The sequence below is a fragment of the Marinobacterium sp. YM272 genome, from assembly GCF_050908845.1.
Lineage (GTDB): Bacteria > Pseudomonadota > Gammaproteobacteria > Pseudomonadales > Balneatricaceae > Marinobacterium_D.
The window spans coordinates 301,330-326,136 of record NZ_CP194171.1 but is presented as its reverse complement, the minus strand read 5'-3'; the positions used below and the strand labels follow the sequence as shown (position 1 = coordinate 326,136).

The following is a 24,807-nucleotide window of genomic DNA, read 5'->3' as shown; positions in this document are numbered from 1 at the left end:
GTTAAAAGTGCCCCTGGGTTAAAAGCACGTTTATTATAATTTTTCCTGCATTGTACCGATGAGACGGGGTCAGCAGGTGATATCAGGCCGGATATTGTATGTGTTCCAGCGACGGCAGAAAAACCTCGCACACCAGCAGCGGTTTGTCGTCCAGGTGGAATACCGAGCGCCGCGCCCAGAGATGATCCTCAAGCCGGGCGATCTGTAGCGGCTCGCGGCGCATGCCGGGATCACGAAACAGCAGCGAGCCTAACGAGCGAGTGCCGATCAGTTTCAGGGTGCGGTGACGGCCGCTGAGAGTGGATACGGGGATAACGGTGCGGGCGTAGACCCAGGGCTCGCCGTTACCGCACAGGTAAACCTCGCGGATCAGCGCCTGCTGCCGGGGTTTCAGGCCCAGCGCTACCGCCTCCATGGCACCGGGTCTGGCAAAACCCTGCGCGGCTACGCGCACCGAGAAACGGTTGCCGCTGGCGCGTTTCAACAGCCGTGTCAGTGAGCCGTGATCGGTGAGCCAGCGGCGCAGTCGCCGTGGTGCCCGGATCGGATGTTTGAGGCAGCGCCAGTGGCGCGCGTTTTCTGGCTGGGGACGATCGGTTTTCAAAAGGACCTCGGCAGCGTGTGCGGGTGATTCCTGTGCGTGCCAGAGTGTATCATCAGCACACCTGAGTTAGGACTGGCCTATGAGTAGTGAAAGCGATGAACGTCTGATCGAACAGGCGGAGATATTGACCCGGCAGTGGGTCGAAGCGATGGTGGTTGGGCTCAATCTGTGTCCGTTCGCGGCGCCGGTGGTAAAGGCCGGAACGATTCGCTACCAGGTATCGGACGCGGCTAACGAGGATGAGCTGTTACGGGATTTTCTGCAGCAGCTGTCGGAGCTGGTGGCAACGCCGGCAACGGAGTTATCCACAACGCTGGTGATCACGCCCTGGCTGCTGAGCGACTTTGACGAGTTTCTCGATCTGGTGGCGGATGCAGAGGCACTGCTGGAGCGGGCCGGGGTGGAGGATCTGTTCCAGATCGCCAGTTTTCATCCCGGCTATCTGTTCGACGGCGTCGACGAGAGCGATATCAGTCACTGGACCAACCGCGCACCCTATCCGACCCTGCACCTGATCCGCCAGGACGAAATGAGCCGGGTGCTCGCCAGCTACGGCGATGCGGATCAGATACCGGAGCGCAACATCGCGCGGCTGCGCGAGATCGGGCGGGAAAGGCTGATTGCCCGGTTCCCGCCGCTGGCAGACTACTGGCCGCAGGCTAAAGAGGCCGAAAAAGAGTAAGGCGCGGCCTTACTCCTCTTCGCTATCGTTGCCGGCGCCCTTGCCGCCGGTTTCCTCGCGTACCGTCTGCTTGATGGACTTCAGGCTCTGGTGGCGCACGTCGGTGCCGCTGACCTGGAAGATCAGGTGTTCGGCCAGGTTACGGGCGTGGTCGCCGATACGTTCCAGGCTGCGCAGTACCCAGATCACGTTCATGATGCTGGAGATGGAACGTACATCTTCCATCATGAAGGTGACCAGCGTACGCATGGCGGTGCGGTATTCCTGGTCCACCTTACGGTCCTGCTTGGCCACGCGGTATGCCAGCTCCAGGTCGTTGCGGGCAAAGGCGGTCAGCATGTCACGGACCATGGTGCGAACCACTTCGCCGATATGGCGGACTTCCTGGAAACCGTGCTGGGTGGAGCTGTTGCTCTCGGCCATTTCGATCGCCTGCTGGGCGATACGGGTGGCTTCATCACCGATGCGCTCCAGGTCTGCCACGGAACGGCTGATCGACAGGATCAGGCGCAGGTCAGAGGCCGTTGGCTGGCGCAGGGCGATGGTGCGGGTGCACTGCTCATCAATCGCCAGCTCCATTTCGTTGGTCTGACGGTCGATGAGGCGCGCCTGCTCAGCCATCTCTTCATCATTGGTCAACAACGCTTCGATGGCGTCAAATACCTGACGTTCCACGATACCGCCCATGGTCAGCATCTGCGTGCGGATCTTCTCCAGCTCTTCGTTGAACTGGTGGGAAATATGATTGGAGTAACTATCCTCTTCGTATTGCACGGTTATGCTCTCCGTCGTGGGTTGGGCCAGTCAACAAAGTGGGAATCTGGGGGTGGATATGGCTTGATTATAAAGGGCGCTAACCTACATTGCATATATGACAGTTTGATTAAAAACTGCCGCTATCCCCGGGTGTTTCATGAGGTTTTAAAGCGCGCGATCAGCTGGTGCATGGAGCTGGATTCCTGGCGCAGGGCATCACTGACCGAGCGGGTGTTCTGGACACAGTGCGCCAGTGAATCTGCACTCTCCCGCAGCGCCTGAGCACGCCGGCCGATGCGGCCGCTTTCGTCGCGCTGGGTGGTGATCGCATCGGCCACGCCTTCGCTGTGACGTTCCATCTCCACGAAGCGCCCCTGCAGCTGTTCCAGAAAGGCCTGTAGTGCGGTGATATGAGAGCGGTTCTGGTTGCCGGCTTCGCGCATGGAATCCAGCTGCTGACTGACGCCGTCCACCACTTCGCTCAGATCGCCTACCCACTGACGGATATCCCGGGTGGAGTCGGCGGTCCGTTTTGACAGTACCCGCACCTCGTCGGCAACGACCGCAAATCCGCGTCCCTGTTCACCGGCCCGGGCCGCTTCGATGGCGGCGTTGAGGGCCAGCAGATTGGTCTGCTCGGCAATATCGGCAATGATGTCGATGACCTGGCTGATCTTGCCGCTGGCATCGGTGAGCGAGGTAATGGAGTCGCCCACCTGGCTGATGATCGTGACGGTATGTTCTGCCGCATCGGCGCTGCTGATCATGCTTTTCTGCGCCTCGCCGTTGGCCGTGATCGCTTCATTGACGGCGCTGACCGAGTGGCTAATGGCGGTCTCGATGGACTGGGTCTGATCGACGATGTTCTGCATCGATGTGTTGACGTCTTCAATCAGGCTCAGCGTATTGTCGGAGGTGTTCTGCAGTGACTCCGCCTCGGCATCGAGCTGGGATGAGCGCTCGGTCAGTTCGGTGGCGGCCTGGCGGATATCGCCGATAAAGTGGCGGAAGCGCTCCACCAGGCGGCGGATGGCACGGCTGACGCTGGCGACCTCGTCCTTGCCCTGTAACTCCGGCGTGGTGCGCAGGTCGGTATCGCGCTCCATGGCGATCAGCCCCTGCTCCATGGTGAGCAGGTGGAGGATCACGGTGCGGTTGAGCCAGAGTGTCATGCCGATCACCACGATCAGAAACAGGCCCGAGCCGATAAACAGGAAGTTCTGCTGACCGGCCAGAAAGCTGATCAGTCCCTGAGCGGCGCTGGAGAGCTCCTCGCGGGTCTGACGCTGGCGGTCGCCAATGGCGGTCAACATCGGCTCCAGTGCCGGCGCCAGGTCGAAGTCCACCAGCTTGCCTATCTTATAGTAGCTTTGTGCTTCGACCCCTTCGCCGATCCGAACCATGAGCGCCGAAACACGTTCAAAATCTTCCTGATGCTGCGCTGTCCAGTCGCTAAGACCCGGGTTGGCTGAGGCCGCTTCCCAGTGTGCCGGCAGATCCACCTGCAGCTCGGCGAAAATGGGTTTTATCTCGTCCCAGAGCAGCAGCTGTCCCTTGGTTTTGTAGGCCAGGTCCTGCAGGCGGCGGTGATCCTGACCCAGGTCGTTGAGCAGCCAGCTCTCCTTGAGCTGATGTTCGATCAGACTGTTGGAGGCCGTTTCCGCTTTCAGAATAATGCTCCATGACAGCGCGGCCAGTCCGGCCAGGGCCAGCAGGCAGAGGGCTGCAAAAAAGAGGATGCGGAAACGGACGGTGCCAAACATAACTGCTCCAGCGTCATAGCGGGATATGAACAGGGCAGAGTAGTGGGGAAGTGTTACGGTAGGGTTACAAAAAAGGGCGCCTGGTCAGGCGCCCTTGATCGGTTTAACCGAAACGACCGGTAATGTAGGACTCGGTCATTTCGTGTTCCGGAGCGGTGAACACGGTGCTGGTATCGTTCACCTCCACCAGGTGGCCCAGGTGGAAGTAGGCGGTACGGTGAGACACGCGTGCTGCCTGCTGCATGGAGTGGGTGACGATTACGATGGTGTAGCTTTCCGACAGCTCAGCAATCAGCTCCTCCACCTTGGCGGTGGCGATCGGGTCCAGGGCCGAGCAGGGCTCGTCCATCAGTACCACTTCCGGGCTCACGGCGATGGTGCGGGCGATACACAGACGCTGCTGCTGACCGCCGGACATGCCGGTGGCGGTGGCGTCGAGGCGATCCTTCACTTCATCCCAGAGACCGGCCTTGCGCAGGCTGTTCTCGACGATATCGTCCAGGTCGGATTTACGGTTCGCCAGGCCGTGGATGCGCGGGCCGTAGGCGACGTTGTCGTAGATCGACTTGGGGAAGGGGTTCGGTTTCTGGAACACCATACCCACGCGGGCACGCAGCTCAACCACGTCCTGACGCGGATCGTAAAGGTCCTGGCCATCCAGCTCCAGGGTACCCTTGACGCGGCAGCTGTCGACGCTGTCGTTCATGCGGTTCAGGCTGCGCAGGAAGGTGGATTTACCGCAACCTGAAGGGCCGATGAAGGCGATAACTTCGTTGGTGGCGATATCCAGGCTCACGTTCTTGATGGCGCGTGTATCGCCGTAGAACACTTCCACGTCACGCAGCTTGAACTTCTGGTTGTCTGCGTAAGGTTTGCCGACGGTTTTGCCTTCAACGATAGACGAGCCGGAATGCGGATCTTCAGCCACCGGAGTCTGCTCTACGTTTTCGTCGTGCAGCGGCTTGTCGACGAGTTCGGAATTTGCGGGAATACTAGTCATCTCTGTTCTCCTCACCACCGGCGCTCAAGGCGTTTACGCATCCAGATGGCCAATGCATTCATACTGATCAGGAAGCTCAGCAGCACCATGATGGCGGCTGAGGCGCGTTCGATAAAGGCCAGCTCCGGGCTGCCTGCCCACAGGAAGACCTGGACAGGAAGTACAGTGGCCGCGTCGAGGAAGCCGTCGGGGACATCGACGATAAAGGCAACCATACCAATCAGCAGCAGCGGTGCTGTTTCACCCAGCGCCTGGGCCATGCCGATGATGGAACCGGTCAGCATACCGGGCAGTGCCAGCGGCAGGACATGGTGAAGCACGACCTGCATTTTGGAGGCGCCGATACCGGCAGCCGCTTCACGGATCGATGGCGGTACGCTCTTGATCGCTGCCCGGCTCGAGATAATGATCGTCGGCAGGGTCATCAGGGTCAGAACCAGACCGCCCACTACAGGTACCGAGCGCGGCATACCAAAGAGGCCGATAAACACCGCCAGACCCAGCAGACCGAAGATGATCGACGGTACCGCCGCCAGGTTGTTGATGTTGACCTCGATAAAGTCGGTGAGTTTGTTCTGTGGCGCAAACTCCTCCAGATAGATGGCAGCGGCCACCCCGATCGGGAACGACAGAATCAGCGTGACGAACATGGTCAGCAGGGAACCGACGACGGCACCGAGAATGCCGGCGCGGGACGGATCGCGGGAGTCGCCGCCCTTGAAGAAGGTATCGTTGAAACCGGTTTCAACCACACCTTTATCGGCCAGCTGGTCCACCCACTGCTGTTGCTGCTCACTGAGTTTGATGGAGTAAGCAGCGTCACCGGCGTGTTTGACGTAAACGTCCACATCGGTATGCGCCAGCAGGTTCATCTCGCGGGTGCTGCCCAGCCAGTCCGGGTTATTGACCAGGGCGTCGCGCAGATCCGTGGAGGCGTAGGGGTTGATCAGCTTGCGCACTGCATCCCGGTCCGCCTCGGTGGCGTCCGGAATCTCTTTCATCAGCGCCTGTACCAGCGGCTCGACGAAATCGGCCATGCGCATCTGTTTTGCGTCAGTGGCGTCATCCAGGAACATCATCTCCTGGTTCAGCTCGACTTCCAGATTCAGGCTGGTTTTCATGAAGCCGCTGTAGCCCTTGCCGATGATATCGGAAAACAGCACCACCAGGGCCGACAGGGCGATCGCGATGGCCAGAATACCGTAGGCGCGGAAACGCTTCTCCTTGCGGTAGCGCTTCTTCAGCGATTGACGGACGATCTCCGCCTGAGTTCGATTAGTCATATTGTTCCCGATACTTGCGCACGATATGCAGAGCGAAAATGTTCAGCAGCAGGGTGGACAGGAACAGCATTGCGCCCAGCGCGAATGCAGCCAGTGTCTTGGCGCTGTCGAACTCCTGGTCACCGGTGAGCAGGGTCACGATCTGAACCGTTACGGTGGTCACTGTCTCCAGCGGGTTCGCAGTCAGGTTTGCGGCCAGACCTGCAGCCATCACCACGATCATGGTTTCGCCGATGGCACGGGAAGCTGCCAGCAGCACACCGCCCATGATGCCGGGTAGAGCCGCCGGGAAAATCACCTTCTTCATGGTTTCCGACTGGGTGGCGCCCAGAGCCAGGGAACCGTCACGCAGCGACTGGGGCACGGCGTTGATCACATCGTCGGACAGGGAAGAGACGAACGGGATGATCATGATGCCCATAACCGCACCGGCGGCCAGCGCGCTCTGTGACGAAGCGCTGATGCCGATGGCGGCGCCCAGGTCACTGATAAACGGCGCCACGGTCAGTGCGGCGAAGAAGCCGTACACCACTGTCGGCACACCAGCGAGCATCTCCAGCAGCGGCTTGACGATGCCGCGAACCTTCGAGTTGGCGTATTCGGACAGGTAGATGGCCGACATCAGACCCACAGGTACCGCAACCAGCATGGCGATCAGTGAGATCAGCAGGGTGCCGGTGAACAGCGGGATCATGCCGAAGGCGCCTTCAGCGGCGACCTGGTCAGCACGCAGCGCAGTCTGCGGACTCCAGTGGGTGCCGAAGATGAAATCGAAAAAAGAGACCTTGTGGAAAAAACGGACCGTCTCGAACGCCACCGAGAAGATGATGCCGAGCGTGGTCAGGATAGCCAGCGCGGCACAGGAGAAAAAGATCCACTTCAGAATCGCTTCGACCTGGACACGGGCGTTAAGCGCGGGACGAATACGCACCCAGGCGATAAAGCCTGTGAGTACGGCAACCGCCATCACCAGAGCTGTCATGTACATCTGGCTCTGTTCACGCAGACGGATCAGCAACTCCGAGGCCTGCACGATGGCCGGGTCAGCAAAATCCCTGGACAACGCACCGGTGGCCACGTTGCTGATCTTGCTGAGCAGAAGGCTTGCTTCGCCTTCGTTGTTCGGCAGCAGGTTCTCCGGCAGGGATCCAACAACGATTGTCTGGATCACCTGCCCCTGGAAGGCCGCCCAGAGGGCCAATACGATCAGGGCAGGAATGCCACACCAGAGCGCGGCGCGGGCACCATAGTAAAAAGGAAGCGACTTGAGGTGTCGGATCCCACCCAGGGGCATCGCCAGGGTGCGGGAGCGGAAATATCCCAACCCGTACGCCACAGCAGCGAATACCAGAGTTATAAGAAGCAGGTTTGCCGGTTGCATGTGTCTACCTGTCTGCGAGGTTTTCGTTGGGCGCTGAGTATACTCTAAACAAGGCGCCTACACGGCCGGGGTGCGTGGGTTTATCCGTCGCCCCCCAGAAGTGCAAAAGGGTGTGGGCCTCGAAAGGACCACACCCTGCGGGATCATAGGGCTGATCCTGACGTTTACTTGAGCTCGTCGAGAGTCAGGTTAGTCAGGTTTTCAGCCTTGTCCATCAGGTGAGCCAGCTGCTCACGCGGCGGGATGATCAGACCTACGTCCTTGAGGTAACCGTTCTGGCCCAGAGCACCGTTGCTGGTGAACTCGTTGACGTATTCCTGGATGCCCGGAACAACACCGACGTGTGCTTTCTTCACGTAGAAGAACAGGGAGCGGGCAACCGGGTACTTGTCAGCAGCGATATCTTCAGCAGTCGGAACCATGCCGTTCAGAGTCGCAGCCTGCAGACGGTCAGCGTTCTCTTCCAGGAAGCTGAAGCCGAATACGCCGTAGAGGCCGTGGTCGCCGATCAGTTTCTGAACGATCAGGTTGTCGTTTTCACCGGCTTCGATGAACGCGCCATCTTCACGAACGCTTTCGCAGATCGCTTTGTGCTCATCCTTGCTCAGGCTTTCGGCTTCCGGCAGCTCTTCACAACCAGCACCCAGGGCCAGTTCGTTGAAGGAGTCACGGGTACCGGAAGTCGGCGGCGGACCCATTACGCGGATCGGCTTGTTCGGCAGGCTGGAGTCAACGTCGCTCCAGTTTTTGTTCGGGTTAGCAACCCACTTGCCGTCAACCGGTACCTTGGCGCCCAGAGCCAGGAACAGCTGTTCCAGGGTGAGGTTCAGGTTTTCGGCTTCGTTGGAGCTGGCGATAACGATACCGTCAGAACCGATGCGGAATTCGGTGATGTCTTTAACGCCATTGCTCTGGCACAGTTCGAACTCGGACGGCTTCATGCGACGGGAAGCGTTGGTGATGTCCGGGTGCTGAGTGCCGATGCCGGCGCAGAACAGCTTCATGCCACCGCCAGAACCGGTAGATTCCAGGGTCGGGGTGTTGAAGTCAGTGTTGGTACCGAAACGCTCTGCTACCACGGTAGCGAACGGGTAAACAGTGGAGGAGCCAACGATGCTGATAGTGTCACGAGCAACGGCGGCGTTTGCCATGCCAAGACCGGTCGCGGCGGTCAGTGCGATAGCAAGAGCTCGGGTACGCATGGTCATTCTGTATCCCTCTTAAACTGGATCGATTGGATAGAAACTTTGTAGGCCGGGACTATAAGTCTGGAAAGTTACCGATATATTACAGTCGCCAATCCGGTATAGAGATTTTTCACTGTTCCATCTTTGGTTAGCCGACGAATCGATTATCATAGGTTCGCCGCTCCTCGAGTGCCGCTCAGGCGCAGGTGCGGGCTGGCTGTTGCATTAATTGGAGGGTATATGGGAACCGTCGACAACGAACATCTGCTGCGCCCGGAAGGCGAGCTCAGTCTCCAGCTTCCCGCAGGACATGATGCCGTGAACATGTTCGGTGATGTGTATGGTGGCTGGGTCAGCTCTCAGGCGGTGCTCGCCAGTGAGATCCGTGCCGGTCAGGAAGCCCAGGGGCGTATCGCGACCGTATCGGTGGGGCGGATGGCGTTTATGTCACCGGTGCTGCAGGGAACGATTCTTTCCTTTTATACCCGTGTCCTGGAGCGTGGTCACAGCTCGCTGCGGATTGCGGTGGAATGCTGGGGCCTGTGCCCTGATGGCAAGGCCCCGCGCAAGGTCACCGTCTGCGAATGTGTGCAGGTGGCAATCGATGCCGACGGCCACATTCGTCGCCTGCCGCCGGCAGAGTCAAACTAAGCCTCAGAGCATCAGCATCGCGGCCCCGGTAATGACGGCCGTCATTACCGCGTTAAGCACCACGCCTGTGCGCATCATCTGAGACTGAGGCACGGCGCCAGAGCCATAAACGATGGCGTTAGGCGGTGTCGCCACCGGCAGCATGAAGGCACAGGATGCGGCCACCGCGATCACCATCGCCATCACCACCTCCGGCATTCCCATGGCACCCGCGATGCCGACAAAGATCGGCACCAGCAGGGCGCTGCTGGCGGTGTTACTGGCGATTTCAGTCAGCATCACCACGAACGCCGCAACCACCAGGATAAACAGGATGATCGGCGCGCCGTGCAGCAGGTCGCTGATCGACTGCGCCAGGTAGAGGCTGGTGCCGGTTTCCTTCAGCATAGCCGACAGGGTCAGACCACCGCCGAACAGCAGCAGTACGCCCCAGTCAGCTGATTTCTCGACCGCTTTCCAGGACACCAGCTTGAGCATGCACAGCATCAGGATGGCGGCGATTGCCACCAGTGCGTCGAATCCCTTGGTAACGCCCAGCAGCTTGGAAATCGGGCTGCTGAACAGCCAGAGGCAGACGGTCAGGCCGAACACGCCCAGGGTGGCCCACTGGGAGCCGTTCAGTTTTTCGTGATCCTCACCCTGCTCGAAGTGGTGGTTCAGGTCCGGGCGCATCACCAGCCAGAGAACAAGAATCATCAGCGGGAAGGAGACGATCACGATCGGCAGGCCGATCTTCAGCCAGTCGAGGAAGGTGAGGCCCACGGCTGCGGCCGCGATGGCGTTGGGCGGGCTGCCGACCAGGGTGCCGATACCGCCGATACTGGCGGAGTAGGCCAGGCCGAGCAGGATAAACCAGTAGGTGCGCTTGTTGCCTTCATAGGGCAGCTGGCTCAACAGGCCCAGCACCAGCGGCAGCATCATCGCCGTGGTGGCGGTGTTGGAGATCCACATGGAAAGCGCGGCCGCGGTGACGAACAGCAGCAGTGCGGCAACGCCGAGGTGGCCACGGGCGATGCGCAGCACATGCGTGGAGATATAGTGATCCAGCTTTTGTTCGTGCAGGGCCGCTGCCAGCGCAAAACCGCCGAGAAACAGGAAAATAATCGGGTTGGCGAAGTTCTTCAGCGCATCCGCTGTGGAAAAGACGCCGGTCAATACAGCCAGTACCGGAATCAACAGGGCGGTGACCGTGATGTTGAAGGTTTCGGTCATCCACAGGATGGCTACCAGAGCCAATACCGCCAGACCTGTGCGCAAGGCGGGGTCGAAAGGTGTCAGGAAATAGATCGCGGCGGCGGCGAGCAGCGCGATCAGGAAAGTGATTTTACTACCGGGCACGGTAAGAGCTCCTTAAATCCAATTTGGCTAACCGGTCAGGTCAGCGCCGGGAATTCTACAATGAGCATAGCCTCTCAACCAGCGCAGCACCGGCGTTGGCGGCTCATTACAATTGTTACAACTCCGCTTCGCTCTATTCATTCCCTGTTTTTATAGCTCTGCTGAAATCAACATTCAGGCAAACACTGTCCAGCCAGCGGGTCCCGAGCGGAGCCGCCCAAACAATGACAACAGGCGAGGCAACCATGAACTCACGTACCCCGATCGTTTTCCGGGAGATGATTCTTCCTTTTATTCTCCTCACCACCTGCTTTGCCGCCTGGGGCGTTGCGGCCAACATGACCGACCCCCTGGTGAAGGTATTCAGCAAGATTTTTACCATGAGCGCGCTCCAGTCCGCCCTGGTGCAGTTCGCTTACTACGGCGCCTACTTCTGCCTGGCGCTGCCGGCGGCGTTCATCAACCGCCGCTTCTCCTACAAAGTGGGTGTGCTGACAGGGCTCGGCTTCGCCGCCTCCGGTGCGTTCATGTTCTATCCGGCCAGCCAGTCGATGACCTACGGCTACTTCCTGGCCGCGCTGTTTATCCTGGCGGCGGGCCTGTCGATACTCGAAACCTCCGCCAACCCCTTTGTCATAGCCATGGGACCGAAGGCCAATGCCACGCGCCGGCTGAATTTCGCCCAGGCGTTTAACCCGGTGGGCTGCAATATCGGTGTATTCCTTGGTGCCACGCTGATTCTGACCCAGCTGAATCCGGCCACTGCCGAACAGCGCGCGGCCATGTCCCCAGCGCAGCTGCAGACGATCCAGTCTGCCGAGCTGGACGCGGTGATGCTGCCCTATGTGGGCATGGCCTGTGTCCTGGTGCTGATCTGGTTCGCGATTGCGATGATGCGTATCAGGCCTACCCGAGAGAAAGTGGTCGCTCACTCACGTGATGTGCATTTCGGTGCCACCCTGGGCCGCCTGCTGCGCAATCCGCATTACCGGTTTGGTGTTATCGCCCAGTTCTTCAACGTCGGCGCCCAGACCTGCGTCTGGACCTTTACGATCCAGTACGTGATGGAAGCGCTCTCGGTTAATGAGGCCGCTGCCGGCGAGTATCTGCAGTACAGCCTGATCCTGTTCCTCGTTGCCCGCTTCGCCATGACCTGGCTGATGGGGTATGTCAGCGCCTCGAAACTGCTGACGGCGCTGTCGATTATCGCCGCTCTGCTCTGTGCCTATCTGTCCGTTGGTTCCGGAATGACCTCAGTCTGGGCGCTGGTCGCGATCTCCGGCTGCCTGTCACTGATGTTCCCGACGATTTACGGGATCGCGCTGAAAGGACTGGGTTCGGATACCAAGTTCGGTGCTGCAGGACTGGTTATGGCGATTCTCGGTGGTGCGCTGCTGCCGCTGGTGCAGGGCGCGGTGATCGACACCTGGGGCACCACAGTTTCCTTCCTGGTGCCGGCGGCCTGCTTCCTGGTCATCGCCCGTTACGGCCTGTTCGATATGCAGTCTGGACCGCGTGAGGAGAGCAACGCGGCGCCGGCCCTGGCCTGAAACGCCCTCCGCCGGGACTGATGCCGGCAGCGTCATGCTTACCTGAACAGCCTGGTCCCTTGCGGGGCCAGGCTATTTTTTTGCTCAACCGGATTTCCCTACCGGCAGCTTTTACCGAAAAAGCGGTGCATTTAAGGTAAGATCAAAGCTTCTATTCAGGCTGTGCTCTTTGTTGGATTACGCAGTATATCGGGGAACTTGAGCCGGAATGAGCGCCACGCAACGCATATACAAGGTCAGACGTCGCTACAACAAGTGGGTGGCGGACCAGACGCTGGAAGATTTCGCCCTCAGGTTTACCGCCCGGCAGGGGCGCAGGATGAGCATCGAGCGCGTTGCTATGACGGCGCTTGGCGCCACGGCGTTTCTGGCGCTTGAGGGCATCGCCGCCGCCGTGACCCTGGCCTACGGCTTCACCAATACGCTGATCGCTATCCTGGTGGTCTGTACTCTCTTCTTTATTACCGGCGTACCGATCGTTTACCACGCCGCCAAAAACGGGCTGGATATCGACCTGCTGACCCGCGGCGCCGGGTTCGGCTACCTGGGCTCCACCATCACCTCGCTGATCTATGCCAGTTTCACCTTTATCTTCTTTGCCATCGAGGCGGCGATACTGGCCGCCGCGCTGAAAGCGCTGTTCGGCATACCGATGGCGCTGGGCTATCTGCTCAGTGCCATCGCGGTGATTCCCGTGGTGACCCACGGCATCACCGCGATCAGCCGTTTCCAGGTGGGCACCCAGCCGATCTGGCTGCTGCTGCAGGTCAGCGCCCTGGGGCTGGTGATCGTGCATGAATCGGAGCGCTACGAGGGCTGGACTCTCTTTGTACCGCGGGGGCTGGAGCACGGTGCCGGCTTCGACCTGATGCTGTTTGGCGCCGCGGCGTCGGTGTTTTTCGCCATGGTGGCGCAGATTGGCGAGCAGGTGGATTACCTGCGCTTTATGCCGGAGAAAACCCGCGAGAACCGCAAGCGCTGGTGGTTCTGGATGCTGCTGTCCGGCCCCGGCTGGGTGGTGATCGGTGTTATCAAGATGTTATTGGGCTCCTTCCTGGCCTACCTGATCTTCTCCGAAACCGCCTCTTTTGTCGCCGCCACGGACCCGACGCTGATGTACCAGCGGGTGTTCAACTACCTGACCCACTCCGAAGGTGCCGCGCTGCTGCTGGCCGGGGTGATGGTGATCATCTCGCAGATGAAGATCAATCTGACCAACGCCTATGCCGGCTCCATCGCCTGGTCCAACTTCTTTTCCCGGCTGACCCACAACCACCCCGGGCGCGTGGTCTGGCTGGTGTTCAACGTCACCATCGCGCTGATTCTGATGGAACTGGGGATCTACCAGGCGCTGGAAGCGATTCTCGGCGTGTTTGCCATCGTTGCGGTGAGCTGGCTGGGGTCCCTGTCGGCGGATCTGATGATCAACAAGCCGCTGGGACTGAGCCCGAAAAGGGTGGAGTTCAAGCGTTCCCACCTTTATGACGTGAACCCTGTCGGTGTCGGCTCCATGGCCGCGGCGGTATTGATCGGGTTGCTGGCCTATCTTGGTCTGTTCGGCGACGTTGCCCGCACCTTGAGCCACTTTATCAGCCTGGGTGTCTGTTTTGTCATGGTGCCCCTGATCGGCTGGGCCACTGGCGGGCGCTATTACCTGGCGCGGGAATCGCTGGAGCTGGAACTGATCCCGGAAGGCAGGGCAAACCGCCACATCTGTGGTGTCTGCGAAAACCCGTTCGAACATGAGGATATGAGTTACTGCCCCGCCTATGAGCTGCCGATCTGTTCGCTCTGCTGCTCACTGGACTCGCGCTGCCTGGACAGCTGCAAACCCCAGGCGCGTTTCGGGCACCAGGTGGTGAGTTTCCTGCGGCTGTTTTTCTCGCCGCAGTGGATTCGCCGTATCGACTCCCGCCTGGGCCGCTTTGTCAGCCTGTTGCTGATCATCACCCTGCTGCTGGCTGGGCTGATGGCGATCGTCTACCGGCAGATGGATCCGGTGACGCCGCAGATGGCGCAACTGCTGGCCCAGGCGCTGATCACGCTGTTTTTCGTGATGTTGATCGCCGCCGGTGTGGTGGCCTGGCTGTTCCTGCTGGCGCACGAAAGCCGGGTGGTGGCGCAGCAGGAGTCCAACCGCCAGACGTTGAAGCTGCTGCAGGAGATCGAGGCCCACGAGGAGACGGACCGCGAGTTGCAGGCGGCGAAAGAGGTGGCCGAGCGCGCCAGTGAAGCGAAAAGCCGCTACATGAGCGGGATCAGCCATGAACTGCGCACGCCGCTGCAGTCGATCATCGGTTATGCACAGCTGATCCAGGGCCGGGATTCGCTGGAAAAGGCCGATAGCGAAGGCCTTAAAATTATCCACAGGAGCGGGCAGTACCTGGCGGATCTGATCGAAGGTCTGCTGGATATCTCCCGTATCGAGGCCGGCCGCCTTGAACTCTGTCGTGGGCCGGTGCTGTTGCCGGAGCTGATCGTGCAGCTGGAGCAGATGTTCGCCTTTCAGGCGGCACAGAAGGGGGTGAACTTCATCTCCGAGGTGCCGGAGCGCCTGCCCCAGGTGGTGATGACCGATGAAAAGCGGCTGCGACAGATCCTGATCAACCTGCTCTCCAATGCGGTGAAATACACGCCCCAGGGCGAGGTGCGCTTCCGCCTGCGCTATCGCAACCAGGTGGCGGAGTTCGTCATCGAGGATACCGGTGTCGGAATCGACAAGAGCGACCTGGAGCGGGTGTTCGATCCGTTCGAGCGGGTGCGCACCGCCTCCACGGCCGATCTGCCCGGCAGCGGCCTGGGGCTGACCATCGTCAAACTGCTTACCGAGATCATGGGCGGTGATCTTCAAGCCACGAGTACCCCCGGTGAGGGCAGTCGTTTCAAGGTATCGCTGATGCTGCCCTGGGTGGATACGCCGGCGGCAGTGGCGGTGCAGGCGCCGGTCACCGGCTATGCCGGCGAGCGCAAGACGATCTGTGTGGTGGACGATGATCCGGTGCTGCGGGGGCTGCTTTCCGATATGCTGCAACCCCTGGGCTTCCGGGTTTACGAGGCACGCAGCGCGCAGGCTTGCCTGGAGCTGATAGCGGAGGTGAAACCGGACCTGTTCCTGCTGGATATCTCCATGCCGGGCATGAACGGCCTGGATCTGGCTGCAGAACTGCGCCGCCAGGGGCACTCCGAACCGATCTTGATGCTTTCTGCCGATGTGCAGGAGCAGCGCCGCCAGCCGGCGGGCAGCGCGGTGTATGACGATTACCTGGTGAAACCGGTGAGCAGCCAGCTGCTGCTGGACCGCATCGGCCACTTCCTGAAACTGGACTGGGCCCGCCAGCCGGCGCATAAACCTGAGCCTGTAGTGCAAGCCCCGGCTCCAGCGCCGCTGGTCGAGGGTGCCGGGGATGAGGTGCCGGATCATCCGCTGCTTCGTGAGCTGCGTGGTTATGCGGAGATCGGCTATCGTCGCGGTGTGCGCCAGGTGTTGGAGCAGATTCGGGAAGCGGAGCTGCTCAGCGATGAGCAGCTGGCCAAGCTGACAAATTTATCCGAAGGAATGCAGTTCGGCCGGCTGGCCGAGTATCTGGGACAGGCCAAATGAGCGAATGGAGTGAACGACAGGACCTGGTGCTGGTGGTCGACGATGCGCCGGATGCCCTGAGTCTGATCAACGATACCCTGGAAGCGGCGGGGCTCGATGTACTGGTGGCGCTGGAAGGCCGTCAGGCGATGAGTATTGCCCGGCGGATGCGGCCCGATATCATCCTGCTGGATGCGATGATGCCGCATATGAACGGCTTTGAAACCTGCGAAGCGCTGAAGGCGGACCCGGATCTCTGTGCCATTCCCGTTATCTTTATGACCGGCCTCACCGATACCCAGGATGTGGTGCGCGGCCTGGATGTGGGCGGTGTAGACTACCTCACCAAGCCGATCAACCCGGATGAACTGCTGGCGCGGATGCGGGTGCATCTGAACAACGCGCGGATGACCCAGAACGCCTACTCCGCGCTGGATACCACCGGGCAGCACCTGATTACCGTAACGGAAGATGGGCGCTTCGGCTGGGCCACGCCCCAGGCCCACGCCCTGCTGGCCAAGGCCGATGTGGATGAAAGCCGGGTGCGTGACAAGCTGGAGCCGCAACTGGCCCAGTGGCTGCAGCACTCTCCAGCTGCCAACGAGCGCCTGTCGCTGAAAGGCCTGCCCCAGCCGCTGGCGGTGCGCCTGGTGAGTCGCCAGGAGAACGGCGATTACCTGCTGAAACTGGTGGATGAATCGGATGGCACTGGCCCGACCCTGCTGCAATCCCGGCTGGAGCTGACTCCGCGCGCCGCCGAGGTGCTCTACTGGGTCGCCAACGGCAAGACCAACAAGGAGATCGGCGAGATTCTCGGTATGAGTCCGCGCACGGTGAACAAGCACCTGGAGCTGGTGTATCCGGAGCTGGGTGTGGAAAACCGTACCGCCGCCGCTGGTGTAGCGCTGAGAATCCTCGTAAACGATTGATTTCCAGTAGTAGGAACGACGCACCCAAAGGGCATGACACCCTCGTCGCGATCAACCACCGAGTTTGAAATGACCGCCGTGCCGCATCAATCGGCACGAGGGCGTGCCTCCTACCCTTGAAATTCCCTCCGTGCGTGATGCCGTTGCCCCGTGCCGATAGCCGGCGGCGCGGGTAAAAAAGCGACCTTCCTAACCCACCGCCCACCCCCAACTACGTCAAATGACGTAGTCCACTGCGTCATTAAGCGCATACCCTCAAATTAGAGAGGGAAGAATAATCGGTCCTGTGCTGAGAACTTTTCATCTAATCCCAAGGGGGTTCATGCAATGAAGATCAAATCACTGGCCGCAAGTGTCGCTCTGACCGTAGGTGCAGCTGGCTTTTCCATGGCGGCCTGGGCCGCGGATCCGATCAAGGTAGGTATCCTGCACTCTCTGTCCGGCACCATGGCTATCAGTGAATCCACACTGAAAGACACCATGCTGATGCTGATTGAAGAGCAGAACGAGAAAGGCGGTCTGCTCGGTCGCGAACTGGAGCCGGTGGTTGTCGACCCCGCTTCAAACTGGCCGCTGTTTGCCGAGAAGGCGCGTGAGCTGCTGGCCAAGGAAGAAGTTGACGTGATCTTCGGTAACTGGACCTCTGTATCGCGTAAGTCGGTACTGCCGGTGGTCGAAGAGCTGAACGGTCTGCTGTTCTACCCGGTTCAGTACGAGGGTGAAGAGTCCTCAGAAAACGTGTTCTACACCGGCGCTGCGCCTAACCAGCAGGCGATTCCGGCGGTGGATTACCTGATGAACGATATCGGCGTTGAGCGCTGGGTGCTGGCCGGTACCGACTATGTCTACCCGCGTACCACCAACAAGATCCTGGAAACCTACCTCAAGGATCACGGTGTTGCCGAAGAAGACATCATGATCAACTACACGCCGTTCGGTCACTCCAACTGGCAGTCCATCGTGTCCGACATCAAGGATTTCGGTAGCCAGGGCAAGAAAACTGCGGTGGTCTCCACCATCAACGGTGATGCCAACGTACCGTTCTACCGCGAGCTGGGTAACCAGGGCATCTCCGCTTCCGATATCCCGGTTGTCGCCTTCTCCGTGGGTGAGCAGGAGCTTTCCGGTATCGATACCGGTCCGCTGGTGGGTCACCTGGCCGCCTGGAACTACTTCATGAGCGTCGATGCTGACGCCAACTACGACTTCATCGACCAGTGGACCGCTTACAAGGAAGACGAGAACGCCGTCACCAACGATCCGATGGAAGCGCACTACATCGGCTTCAACATGTGGCTGGAAGCGGTGAAGAAAGCCGGTACCACCGACGTTGATGCCGTCAAGGACGCCATCATTGGTGTCGCCGTGCCGAACCTGACCGGTGGTTACGCCACCATGATGCCGAACCACCACATCACCAAGCCGGTGCTGATCGGCGAGATCCAGGACAACGGTCAGTTCTCCGTGGTCTGGGAAACCCCGTCCACCGTGGCTGGCGATGCCTGGTCCGACTTCCTGCCGGGCTCCAAGGATCTGATCAGCGACTGGCGTAAGCCGCTGTTCTGCGGTAACTACAACGTGGTCGAAAAGACCTGTGGTGGCGCTGAGCAAACCGCCTCCAACTAAGTTGTAGCCTTGCAATACCCGCAGGCACCGTCCGCTACCGGATCGGTGCCTGCGCCCTCCGTCCCGCCTGGGACAGATCCATTTCGAATTAACTCAAAGATAGGATGCAACCATGAGGATCACCCGGTCGCTCAGACTGCTTCTGACTGCCTGTCTGCTTTCGCTGTTTGCGTTTTCCGCCCAGGCGGATGATGCGCAGGCGCAATCCCTGCTGCAGCAGCTGGCCGATGCGCCCAATGCCAAAAAAGGGGAAGTCATCAGCGAAATCGCCGCCAGTGGCGACGAACGTGCCCGCCAATGGCTGGAAGCCTTCTCTGATGGCAAGCTGGCACGTAACGAAGAGACCGGTGCGTTTGTCATCGTGCTGACCAACCGCGGCCGCAACTGGACCGTGGCCGATGCACTGACTGGCGAAGAGATCGGCGAAGTCTCCCGGCGTGATCTGGACAGCATCCGTATCAATAACTCCCTGCGTCGCGAGCTCGATGGCATCCTGTCGGTCATCGATCTGACCGTGGATGATCCGGCCAGGCGCCTGACCGCAGCCCGCGAGCTGCGCGGCAGTGTCGACGCGGGGATGGTCGACCGCATCACCGAACTGATGGATGCGGAACAGAACGCCGATGTTAAAGGTGCCCTGCAGGAAGCGGTGGCGATCTACCGCGTCGAGGAGCTGGGCGATCTGGCAGCGGTGAAAACCCTTGCCGGCAGCCTGAACTCCGATGCTCGCGCGGCGCTGACCACGGCCGCCAACAGCGATAACGCCGAACTGGCCGCGGCAGCGCAGAAGGCGCTGGACGATATTGAGCAGAAGCTGAAGCTTAATGATGCGGCCAAGACGCTGTACTTCGGTATTTCGCTGGGCTCGGTGCTGGTACTGGCGGCGATTGGCCTGGCGATCACCTTCGGTGTCATGGGCGTGATCAACATGGCCCACGGCGAGTTGATCATGCTCGGCGCCTACACCACCTGGGGTATGCAGCAGCTGCTGCCGGGCCAGCCCGGTCTGGCGCTGATTCTGTCTATTCCCGCCGGCTTCCTGGTAGCGGCGCTGGCCGGTGTGGCGATCGAGCGCAGCGTGATCCAGCACCTCAAGGGGCGTCCGCTGGAAACCCTGCTGGCGACCTTCGGTATCAGCCTGATTCTGCAGCAGCTGGTACGTACCGTTATCTCTCCGCTGAACCGCACCGTGATCACGCCGGACTGGATGAGCGGCTCCATCATGATCAACGAAGGGCTGAGCCTGACGCTGAACCGCCTCTATATTATCGGTTTCGCCCTGGTGGTGTTCTTCGGCCTGCTGCTGATCATGCGCAAGACCCGTCTCGGCCTGGAAGTGCGCGCCGTGACCCAGAACCGCGCCATGGCCCGCTCCATGGGGATCAAGGCAACCCGCGTCGACATTATGACCTTTGCGCTGGGTTCCGGTGTGGCTGGCCTTGCCGGTGTGGCACTGTCACAGATCACCAACGTGGGTCCGAACCTGGGCCAGAACTACATCATCGACTCCTTCATGGTCGTCGTATTCGGCGGTGTCGGTAACCTCTGGGGCACCCTGGTGGCCGGCCTGACCCTCGGCACCATCAACCAGCTGCTGGAACCCTGGGCGGGCGCCGTGCTTGCCAAGATCCTGGTACTGGTCTTCATCATCCTGTTCATTCAGAAACGCCCGCGCGGACTCTTCCCGCAGAAGGGCCGTGCGGCGGAGGGTTGATCCATGGCGCATGCAGTTAATTACAGCCAGTCCTGGTTGACCCGACCGTTCACCGAACGCTCCACCCAGATCTTTCTCGGTGTGCTGCTGGGTGCAGTGGCGCTCGTCACCTTCCTTAACCTGGCAATGCCGCAGGACAGCGCCCTGCACGTCAGTACCTACACCGTCACACTGATGGGCAAGTACCTCTGCTATGCGCTGCTGGCGGTGGCGGTGGACCTGGTCTGGGGATATCTCGGTATCCTCAGCCTCGGCCACGGCGCCTTCTTTGCCCTGGGCGGTTACGCCATGGGCATGTACCTGATGCGCCAGATTGGTGATCGCGGCGTTTACGGTAACCCGGAACTGCCGGACTTCATGGTGTTCCTGAACTGGCAGGAGCTGCCCTGGTACTGGTCCGGCTTCGATATGGCCTGGTTCGCCTTCATCATGGTGCTGCTGGCACCGGGTATCCTCGCCTTCGTGTTCGGTTACCTGGCGTTTCGCTCCCGTGTTACCGGCGTTTACCTGTCGATCATCACCCAGGCGCTGACCTTCGCGCTGATGCTCGCCTTCTTCCGTAACGAGATGGGCTTTGGCGGCAACAACGGTCTGACCGACTTCATGGATATCCTCGGCTTTGATCTGCGCACCGATGGTGCCCGACTGGGCCTGTTTATCGCATCCGGCATTGCGCTGGCGCTGGGTTACATCATCTGCCGCGCCATCGTCGGCTCCAAGCTGGGCCGCGTCAGTGTCGCCTGCCGCGACGCCGAAGCGCGGACACGCTTTATCGGTTATCGCGTGGAGCGGGTGCAGCTCTTCGTATTCGTTGTATCTGCAATGTTAGCGGGCGTGGCCGGTGCGCTGTACGTACCCCAGGTCGGCATCATCAACCCCAGCGAATTCTCGCCGCTGTTCTCCATCGAAGTGGTGGTCTGGGTGGCGCTGGGTGGTCGTGCGACGCTGTATGGCGCGGTGATCGGTGCCCTGATCGTCAACTACGCGAAAACGGTATTCACCGGTGTGATGCCGGACGCCTGGCTGTTCGCCCTGGGTGCCCTGTTCGTACTGGTCACCGTGTTCCTGCCGAAAGGGATCGCCGGCCTGTTTGCCAACCTGGGTAAAAAGAAAAAGGCGGATAGCTCCGCCAACAGCGGTACAGAACAGGAGGCTGCAGCATGAGCCTGATGACGGAGCTGACCCGTCGTGACCGGGTCTTCGATTTCCTCGCGCCGACGCAATCCCCGGTGGATGTGCGTCACGGACCGATTCTCTATCTGGAAGGCGTCAGCGTAAGCTTCGATGGCTTCAAGGCGATCAACGACCTGAACCTGACCATCGATGATGGCGAGCTGCGCTGCATTATCGGTCCCAACGGTGCCGGTAAAACCACGATGATGGATATCATCACCGGCAAGACTACCCCGGATCAGGGTTCGGTCTGGTTCGGCAGCCGCCACAACCTGCTGACCATGAACGAGCCGGAGATAGCAACCCTAGGTATTGGCCGCAAGTTCCAGAAGCCGACGGTGTTTGAGGCGCTGACGGTGTTCGAAAACCTGGAGCTGTCCATGGCCGCCGACAAGCGGGTCATTCCATCGCTGCGCTCGCGCCTGAGCGGTGAGCACTACGACCGTATCGATGAAGTGCTCGCTATTATCGGCCTGAAATCGCTGGAAACGCGTCAGGCCGGGATACTCTCTCACGGCCAGAAGCAGTGGCTGGAGATTGGTATGCTGCTGATGCAGAAGCCGCGTCTGCTGCTGGTGGATGAGCCTGTGGCCGGTATGACCGAGCAGGAGATGGAGCGCACCGCCGAGCTGCTGACCAGCCTGGCCGGCAAGCAGTCGGTGGTGGTGGTCGAGCATGATATGGGCTTTGTCCGCTCCATCGCGCGCAAGGTGACCGTGCTGCACCAGGGCAGTGTACTGGCCGAGGGCAGCATGGATGAGGTCTCCGCCGACCCGGAGGTTATCAAGGTGTACCTGGGAGAGGATGACTGATGCTCAACATTGAACAGCTCAATCAGTTTTATGGTGAAAGCCACACGCTCTGGGACCTGAACCTGGAGATCCCCAAGGGCCAGTGTCTCTGTGTCATGGGCCGCAACGGCGTGGGTAAGACCACGCTGATGAAATGCATCATGGGCGAAGAGTCGGTGAAAAGCGGTTCGATCAAGCTGGAAGACGGCGCCGAGCTGACCAAACTCAGCATCGAACAGCGCTCCCGCCACGGCATCGGCTATGTGCCCCAGGGGCGGCAGATCTTCCCGATGCTGACCGTGGAGGAGAACCTGCGCACCGGCCTGGCCGTGCGCAAGGATGGCCTGAAGACTATCCCCGAGCGAATCTACGAGCTTTTCCCGGTGCTCAAGGAGATGAAAAACCGCCGTGGCGGTGACCTCTCCGGCGGTCAGCAGCAGCAGCTGGCGATCGGCCGCGCCCTGGTGATTGAACCCAAGCTGTTGATTCTGGATGAACCGGGCGAGGGGATTCAGCCTAATATCGTCGCCCAGATCGGCGAGGTTATCCGTCGCCTGATGGAGGAGGATGGCCTGACCGTTATCCTCGTGGAGCAAAAATTGCCCTTCGCACGTAAATACGCCGACAGCTTTGCCATCCTGGATCGTGGCCGCATCATGGCAGCGGACAGCATGGATAAGCTCAGCGACGAGCTGATCAAGCATTACCTGGCGGTTTGACGGTCCTGAATAGGACCAGGGTGTTGGACTTCAGCACCCCTTTTCTAGCGCAGCTTTCGCCTGCTGGCGAGTTAAGGGCCTTGTAACGGACAAGGCCCTTAACAATCCCAAGCCGCCCCTGCTGTTTGGTCGGCTGCGCCGACTGCCCTGCGCTTCTCACCTGAAAGAGCGGGTCGACCCCTCACCTTAAAGTAAGTCGCCGCTTCGCGGCTCAGACAGCCCTTCCCTTATTTCTCTTTCAGTCTGCGATGCTCGGCTGCACAGAAGGGGAACCTGGCTGCGATTAGATAGATAGGATTTTCTCGGTTTTCTGTTCACTTCAATGAGATGTTGAATCGCCGGAGCTGGCTTTCCACCTGCTCCGGCTTTTTTATCAGCTATCAGCCTTGGTGAAATTGGCGCGGATGCGCTCGTTGAGGTAATCCTCGGCGGTGATCGGGGCGTATTTGTGCTCCGGGCCTTCGATCATCACTTTCTTATTGGCCTGGCAGAAGAAGGCGATGCTGTAGCGGCTGCCGCAGTACTCCTCTTTCAGCGGCATACGTACCCTGTGCAGGTTGGACTTGAGCTTGTCATCGCTCCAGCGCATCAGCATATCGCCGATATTACAGGTCACCACGCCGCCCAGTGGCGGTACATTGGTCCAGCGCTTGGTCTCGGCTTCCTTACCCGGGCAGACCTGCAGGCCGCCGTGGCCCTCGTGCTGGAACAGCAGGGTGAGGCAGTCAAAGTCGGTGTGGGCACCGGCGCGCCAGATATTTTCCTGTTTATCCACACCCTCGCACGGGTAGTAGTGCAGCAGACGCAGGGTGCTCTGGTAGTCCTCTCTGAACTGGTCGTGGGCGCGGGTGAAGAAATCGCGCTCAAAGCCCAGCTTGTCGGCAAAGCAGGAGAGCACTTTCATACCCAGTTCCCAGCAGCGCTGCTCAAAGCTCAGCGCGTGGTGCTGAAATTCCGGCAGCTCGCCCTCGGTGGGCCAGAGTCCATCCATGTGATAACGGGTGATCTGGTAGGACTCCTTCTGATCCGCCGTGCCGGTGCTTGGGCGCACCTGCGACAGGCTCTCCCAGCCGGCGTTAACCCCCTTGGGGCGCGGATACTGGGATTTGGTGCTTTCCGGCAGTTTGAAGAAGCGGTCTGCCTCGGCGAAGGCGGCATCCACCTCGGCCTGTTCGATACCGGTGTTGCTGAGCTGGAAAAAGCCCACTTCGGTGGCAGCTGCCCAGAGCTGATCGGCAATTTCGGCGCGACGGTTTTCAAAGTCGCTGAGGTCGATAACGCGGATTTCGCGCTGGTCGAAATCCTCGCCGGCACCACCAAAGGTGGATTCACGGTTCAGTTCTTCCAGGCTGTAGTTGGATGAAGAGTCTGAGGGAGTTTCGGACGAGCGGAGTTGTTTTGTAGTCTGAGTCATCGGTTTTCTCCTGTAATGGAGCAATGACCTGATCGAACCCCTGAGGCGGTTCAACCTGACTGCTTCTACTCCGGTTTCCTGTAATCGGTTTCTAAAAGTGGTTAACGTCTTTCAAGTTAACACCGAGCGAGGCTGTTGTTAAGCCCCGCCCGCTCCTGGTGGTGCTGGCATCACCAAAAATTTTCATGCAGGGCGGCGCCCTCATCTTCCAGCAATGGGCCGATCACCTCGACCTGACGCTGGCCGGACTCGAACACGGTACGGCAGGGCAGATCCAACGTCGGGTTTTCCGGGTGGTTGCCGGTGATCTGCTTCAGGCGATGTTCGCTGAGGCTGTAGACCAGGCGACCGAGGCCCGCCCAGTAGGCCGCGCCGGCACACATGCAGCAGGGTTCTGCCGATACATACATGGTGCAGCGAGCCAGAAAGTCCGGGCGGTACGCCTTGCTGGCACGGGTCATCAGCACACGCTCGGCGTGACCGGTCATATCCTGATCCGGCAGGTAGGCGTTGATCTGCTCCATCAACACCTGGCCTTTATCGTCCACCAGCAGCGCGGCGAAGGGGTGGATCCCCTGCTCTCGTGCCGAGGCAGCCAGCTCCAGGCTCTGGCGCAGGAATTTCAGATCGGTTTCGGTGTAGTTCATTCCGTTTCTCTTTTCATTC

Annotated in this window: 20 protein-coding genes; 10 read left to right on the top strand and 10 right to left on the bottom strand. The window is 60.0% G+C overall.

What is annotated here, in order from left to right:
- Positions 1-82 precede the first annotated feature (82 nt).
- On the bottom strand, positions 83-604 hold the full coding sequence (locus ACQUQP_RS01600) for a chorismate--pyruvate lyase family protein (RefSeq protein WP_432697075.1): 522 nt from the start codon (positions 602-604) through the stop codon (positions 83-85).
- A gap of 79 nt (positions 605-683) precedes the next feature.
- On the opposite strand from ACQUQP_RS01600, the gene ACQUQP_RS01595 reads away from it, so the two are divergent.
- On the top strand, positions 684-1,286 hold the full coding sequence (locus tag ACQUQP_RS01595; protein WP_432697074.1) for a DUF1415 domain-containing protein: 603 nt from the start codon (positions 684-686) through the stop codon (positions 1,284-1,286).
- Between the two features lie 9 nt (positions 1,287-1,295).
- Here the strand turns inward: ACQUQP_RS01595 and phoU are convergent, their stop codons facing one another.
- The 6 genes from phoU to ACQUQP_RS01565 all read right to left on the bottom strand — a co-directional run bounded on the left by phoU (position 1,296) and on the right by ACQUQP_RS01565 (position 8,671).
- Positions 1,296-2,060 carry a phosphate signaling complex protein PhoU gene (phoU, locus tag ACQUQP_RS01590; RefSeq protein ID WP_432697073.1) on the bottom strand — a complete coding sequence of 255 codons (765 nt, stop codon included), beginning with the start codon at positions 2,058-2,060 and terminating at the stop codon, positions 1,296-1,298.
- 137 nt (positions 2,061-2,197) lie between these two features.
- Complete coding sequence (locus tag ACQUQP_RS01585) at positions 2,198-3,805, bottom strand: methyl-accepting chemotaxis protein (protein ID WP_432697072.1); 1,608 nt, start codon at positions 3,803-3,805, stop codon at positions 2,198-2,200.
- 103 nt (positions 3,806-3,908) lie between these two features.
- The gene (pstB, locus tag ACQUQP_RS01580; RefSeq protein ID WP_432697071.1) at positions 3,909-4,805 is read right to left on the bottom strand and encodes a phosphate ABC transporter ATP-binding protein PstB; all 897 of its coding nucleotides are present in this window, start codon (positions 4,803-4,805) and stop codon (positions 3,909-3,911) included.
- A gap of 11 nt (positions 4,806-4,816) precedes the next feature.
- Entirely contained in the window at positions 4,817-6,088 is a 1,272-nt protein-coding gene (gene pstA, locus ACQUQP_RS01575; protein ID WP_432697070.1) for a phosphate ABC transporter permease PstA, read from the bottom strand.
- The gene (gene pstC, locus ACQUQP_RS01570) at positions 6,081-7,469 is read right to left on the bottom strand and encodes a phosphate ABC transporter permease subunit PstC (RefSeq protein ID WP_432697069.1); all 1,389 of its coding nucleotides are present in this window, start codon (positions 7,467-7,469) and stop codon (positions 6,081-6,083) included. The genes pstA and pstC overlap by 8 nt, the downstream gene beginning before the upstream one ends.
- 164 nt (positions 7,470-7,633) lie before the next feature.
- A complete protein-coding gene (locus ACQUQP_RS01565) occupies positions 7,634-8,671 on the bottom strand; it encodes a substrate-binding domain-containing protein (RefSeq protein ID WP_432698656.1) in 1,038 nt (345 codons plus the stop codon).
- A 225-nt stretch (positions 8,672-8,896) separates the two neighbouring features.
- Here ACQUQP_RS01565 and ACQUQP_RS01560 point away from each other — a divergent pair, with 225 nt between their 5' ends.
- Positions 8,897-9,307 (top strand): acyl-CoA thioesterase, encoded by a 411-nt coding sequence (locus ACQUQP_RS01560; RefSeq protein ID WP_432697068.1) that lies wholly within the window; start codon positions 8,897-8,899, stop codon positions 9,305-9,307.
- A 3-nt stretch (positions 9,308-9,310) separates the two neighbouring features.
- Here the strand turns inward: ACQUQP_RS01560 and ACQUQP_RS01555 are convergent, their stop codons facing one another.
- Complete coding sequence (locus ACQUQP_RS01555; RefSeq protein WP_432697067.1) at positions 9,311-10,645, bottom strand: SLC13 family permease; 1,335 nt, start codon at positions 10,643-10,645, stop codon at positions 9,311-9,313.
- Positions 10,646-10,890: 245 nt separating this feature from the next.
- Here ACQUQP_RS01555 and fucP point away from each other — a divergent pair, with 245 nt between their 5' ends.
- The 8 genes from fucP (at position 10,891) to urtE (ending at position 22,727) form a co-directional block, all read left to right on the top strand.
- Positions 10,891-12,195 carry an L-fucose:H+ symporter permease gene (gene fucP / locus ACQUQP_RS01550; RefSeq protein ID WP_432697066.1) on the top strand — a complete coding sequence of 435 codons (1,305 nt, stop codon included), beginning with the start codon at positions 10,891-10,893 and terminating at the stop codon, positions 12,193-12,195.
- A 208-nt stretch (positions 12,196-12,403) separates the two neighbouring features.
- Positions 12,404-15,796 (top strand): ATP-binding protein, encoded by a 3,393-nt coding sequence (locus ACQUQP_RS01545; protein ID WP_432697065.1) that lies wholly within the window; start codon positions 12,404-12,406, stop codon positions 15,794-15,796.
- Positions 15,793-16,704, top strand: coding sequence for a response regulator (locus ACQUQP_RS01540; RefSeq protein ID WP_432697064.1), 912 nt, complete (start codon positions 15,793-15,795; stop codon positions 16,702-16,704). The genes ACQUQP_RS01545 and ACQUQP_RS01540 overlap by 4 nt, the downstream gene beginning before the upstream one ends.
- 387 nt (positions 16,705-17,091) lie before the next feature.
- Positions 17,092-18,330, top strand: a complete 1,239-nt coding sequence (urtA, locus tag ACQUQP_RS01535; RefSeq protein WP_432698655.1) for an urea ABC transporter substrate-binding protein — start codon at positions 17,092-17,094, stop codon at positions 18,328-18,330.
- Positions 18,331-18,442: 112 nt separating this feature from the next.
- Entirely contained in the window at positions 18,443-20,044 is a 1,602-nt protein-coding gene (urtB, locus tag ACQUQP_RS01530; protein WP_432697063.1) for an urea ABC transporter permease subunit UrtB, read from the top strand.
- Positions 20,045-20,047: 3 nt separating this feature from the next.
- Positions 20,048-21,208: an urea ABC transporter permease subunit UrtC gene (urtC, locus tag ACQUQP_RS01525; protein ID WP_432697062.1), complete on the top strand. Its 1,161-nt coding sequence runs from the start codon at positions 20,048-20,050 to the stop codon at positions 21,206-21,208.
- The gene (gene urtD, locus ACQUQP_RS01520) at positions 21,205-22,029 is read left to right on the top strand and encodes an urea ABC transporter ATP-binding protein UrtD (RefSeq protein WP_432697061.1); all 825 of its coding nucleotides are present in this window, start codon (positions 21,205-21,207) and stop codon (positions 22,027-22,029) included. Before urtC ends, urtD begins: the two co-directional genes overlap by 4 nt.
- On the top strand, positions 22,029-22,727 hold the full coding sequence (urtE, locus tag ACQUQP_RS01515; protein ID WP_432697060.1) for an urea ABC transporter ATP-binding subunit UrtE: 699 nt from the start codon (positions 22,029-22,031) through the stop codon (positions 22,725-22,727). The genes urtD and urtE overlap by 1 nt, the downstream gene beginning before the upstream one ends.
- 373 nt (positions 22,728-23,100) lie before the next feature.
- On the opposite strand, the gene ACQUQP_RS01510 is transcribed toward urtE, so the two are convergent.
- Together ACQUQP_RS01510 and ACQUQP_RS01505 are read right to left on the bottom strand one after the other, a co-directional pair.
- The gene (locus tag ACQUQP_RS01510; RefSeq protein ID WP_432697059.1) at positions 23,101-24,141 is read right to left on the bottom strand and encodes an isopenicillin N synthase family dioxygenase; all 1,041 of its coding nucleotides are present in this window, start codon (positions 24,139-24,141) and stop codon (positions 23,101-23,103) included.
- 170 nt (positions 24,142-24,311) lie between these two features.
- Positions 24,312-24,788 carry a nucleoside deaminase gene (locus ACQUQP_RS01505; protein ID WP_432697058.1) on the bottom strand — a complete coding sequence of 159 codons (477 nt, stop codon included), beginning with the start codon at positions 24,786-24,788 and terminating at the stop codon, positions 24,312-24,314.
- Between the last annotated feature and the right edge of the window lie 19 nt (positions 24,789-24,807).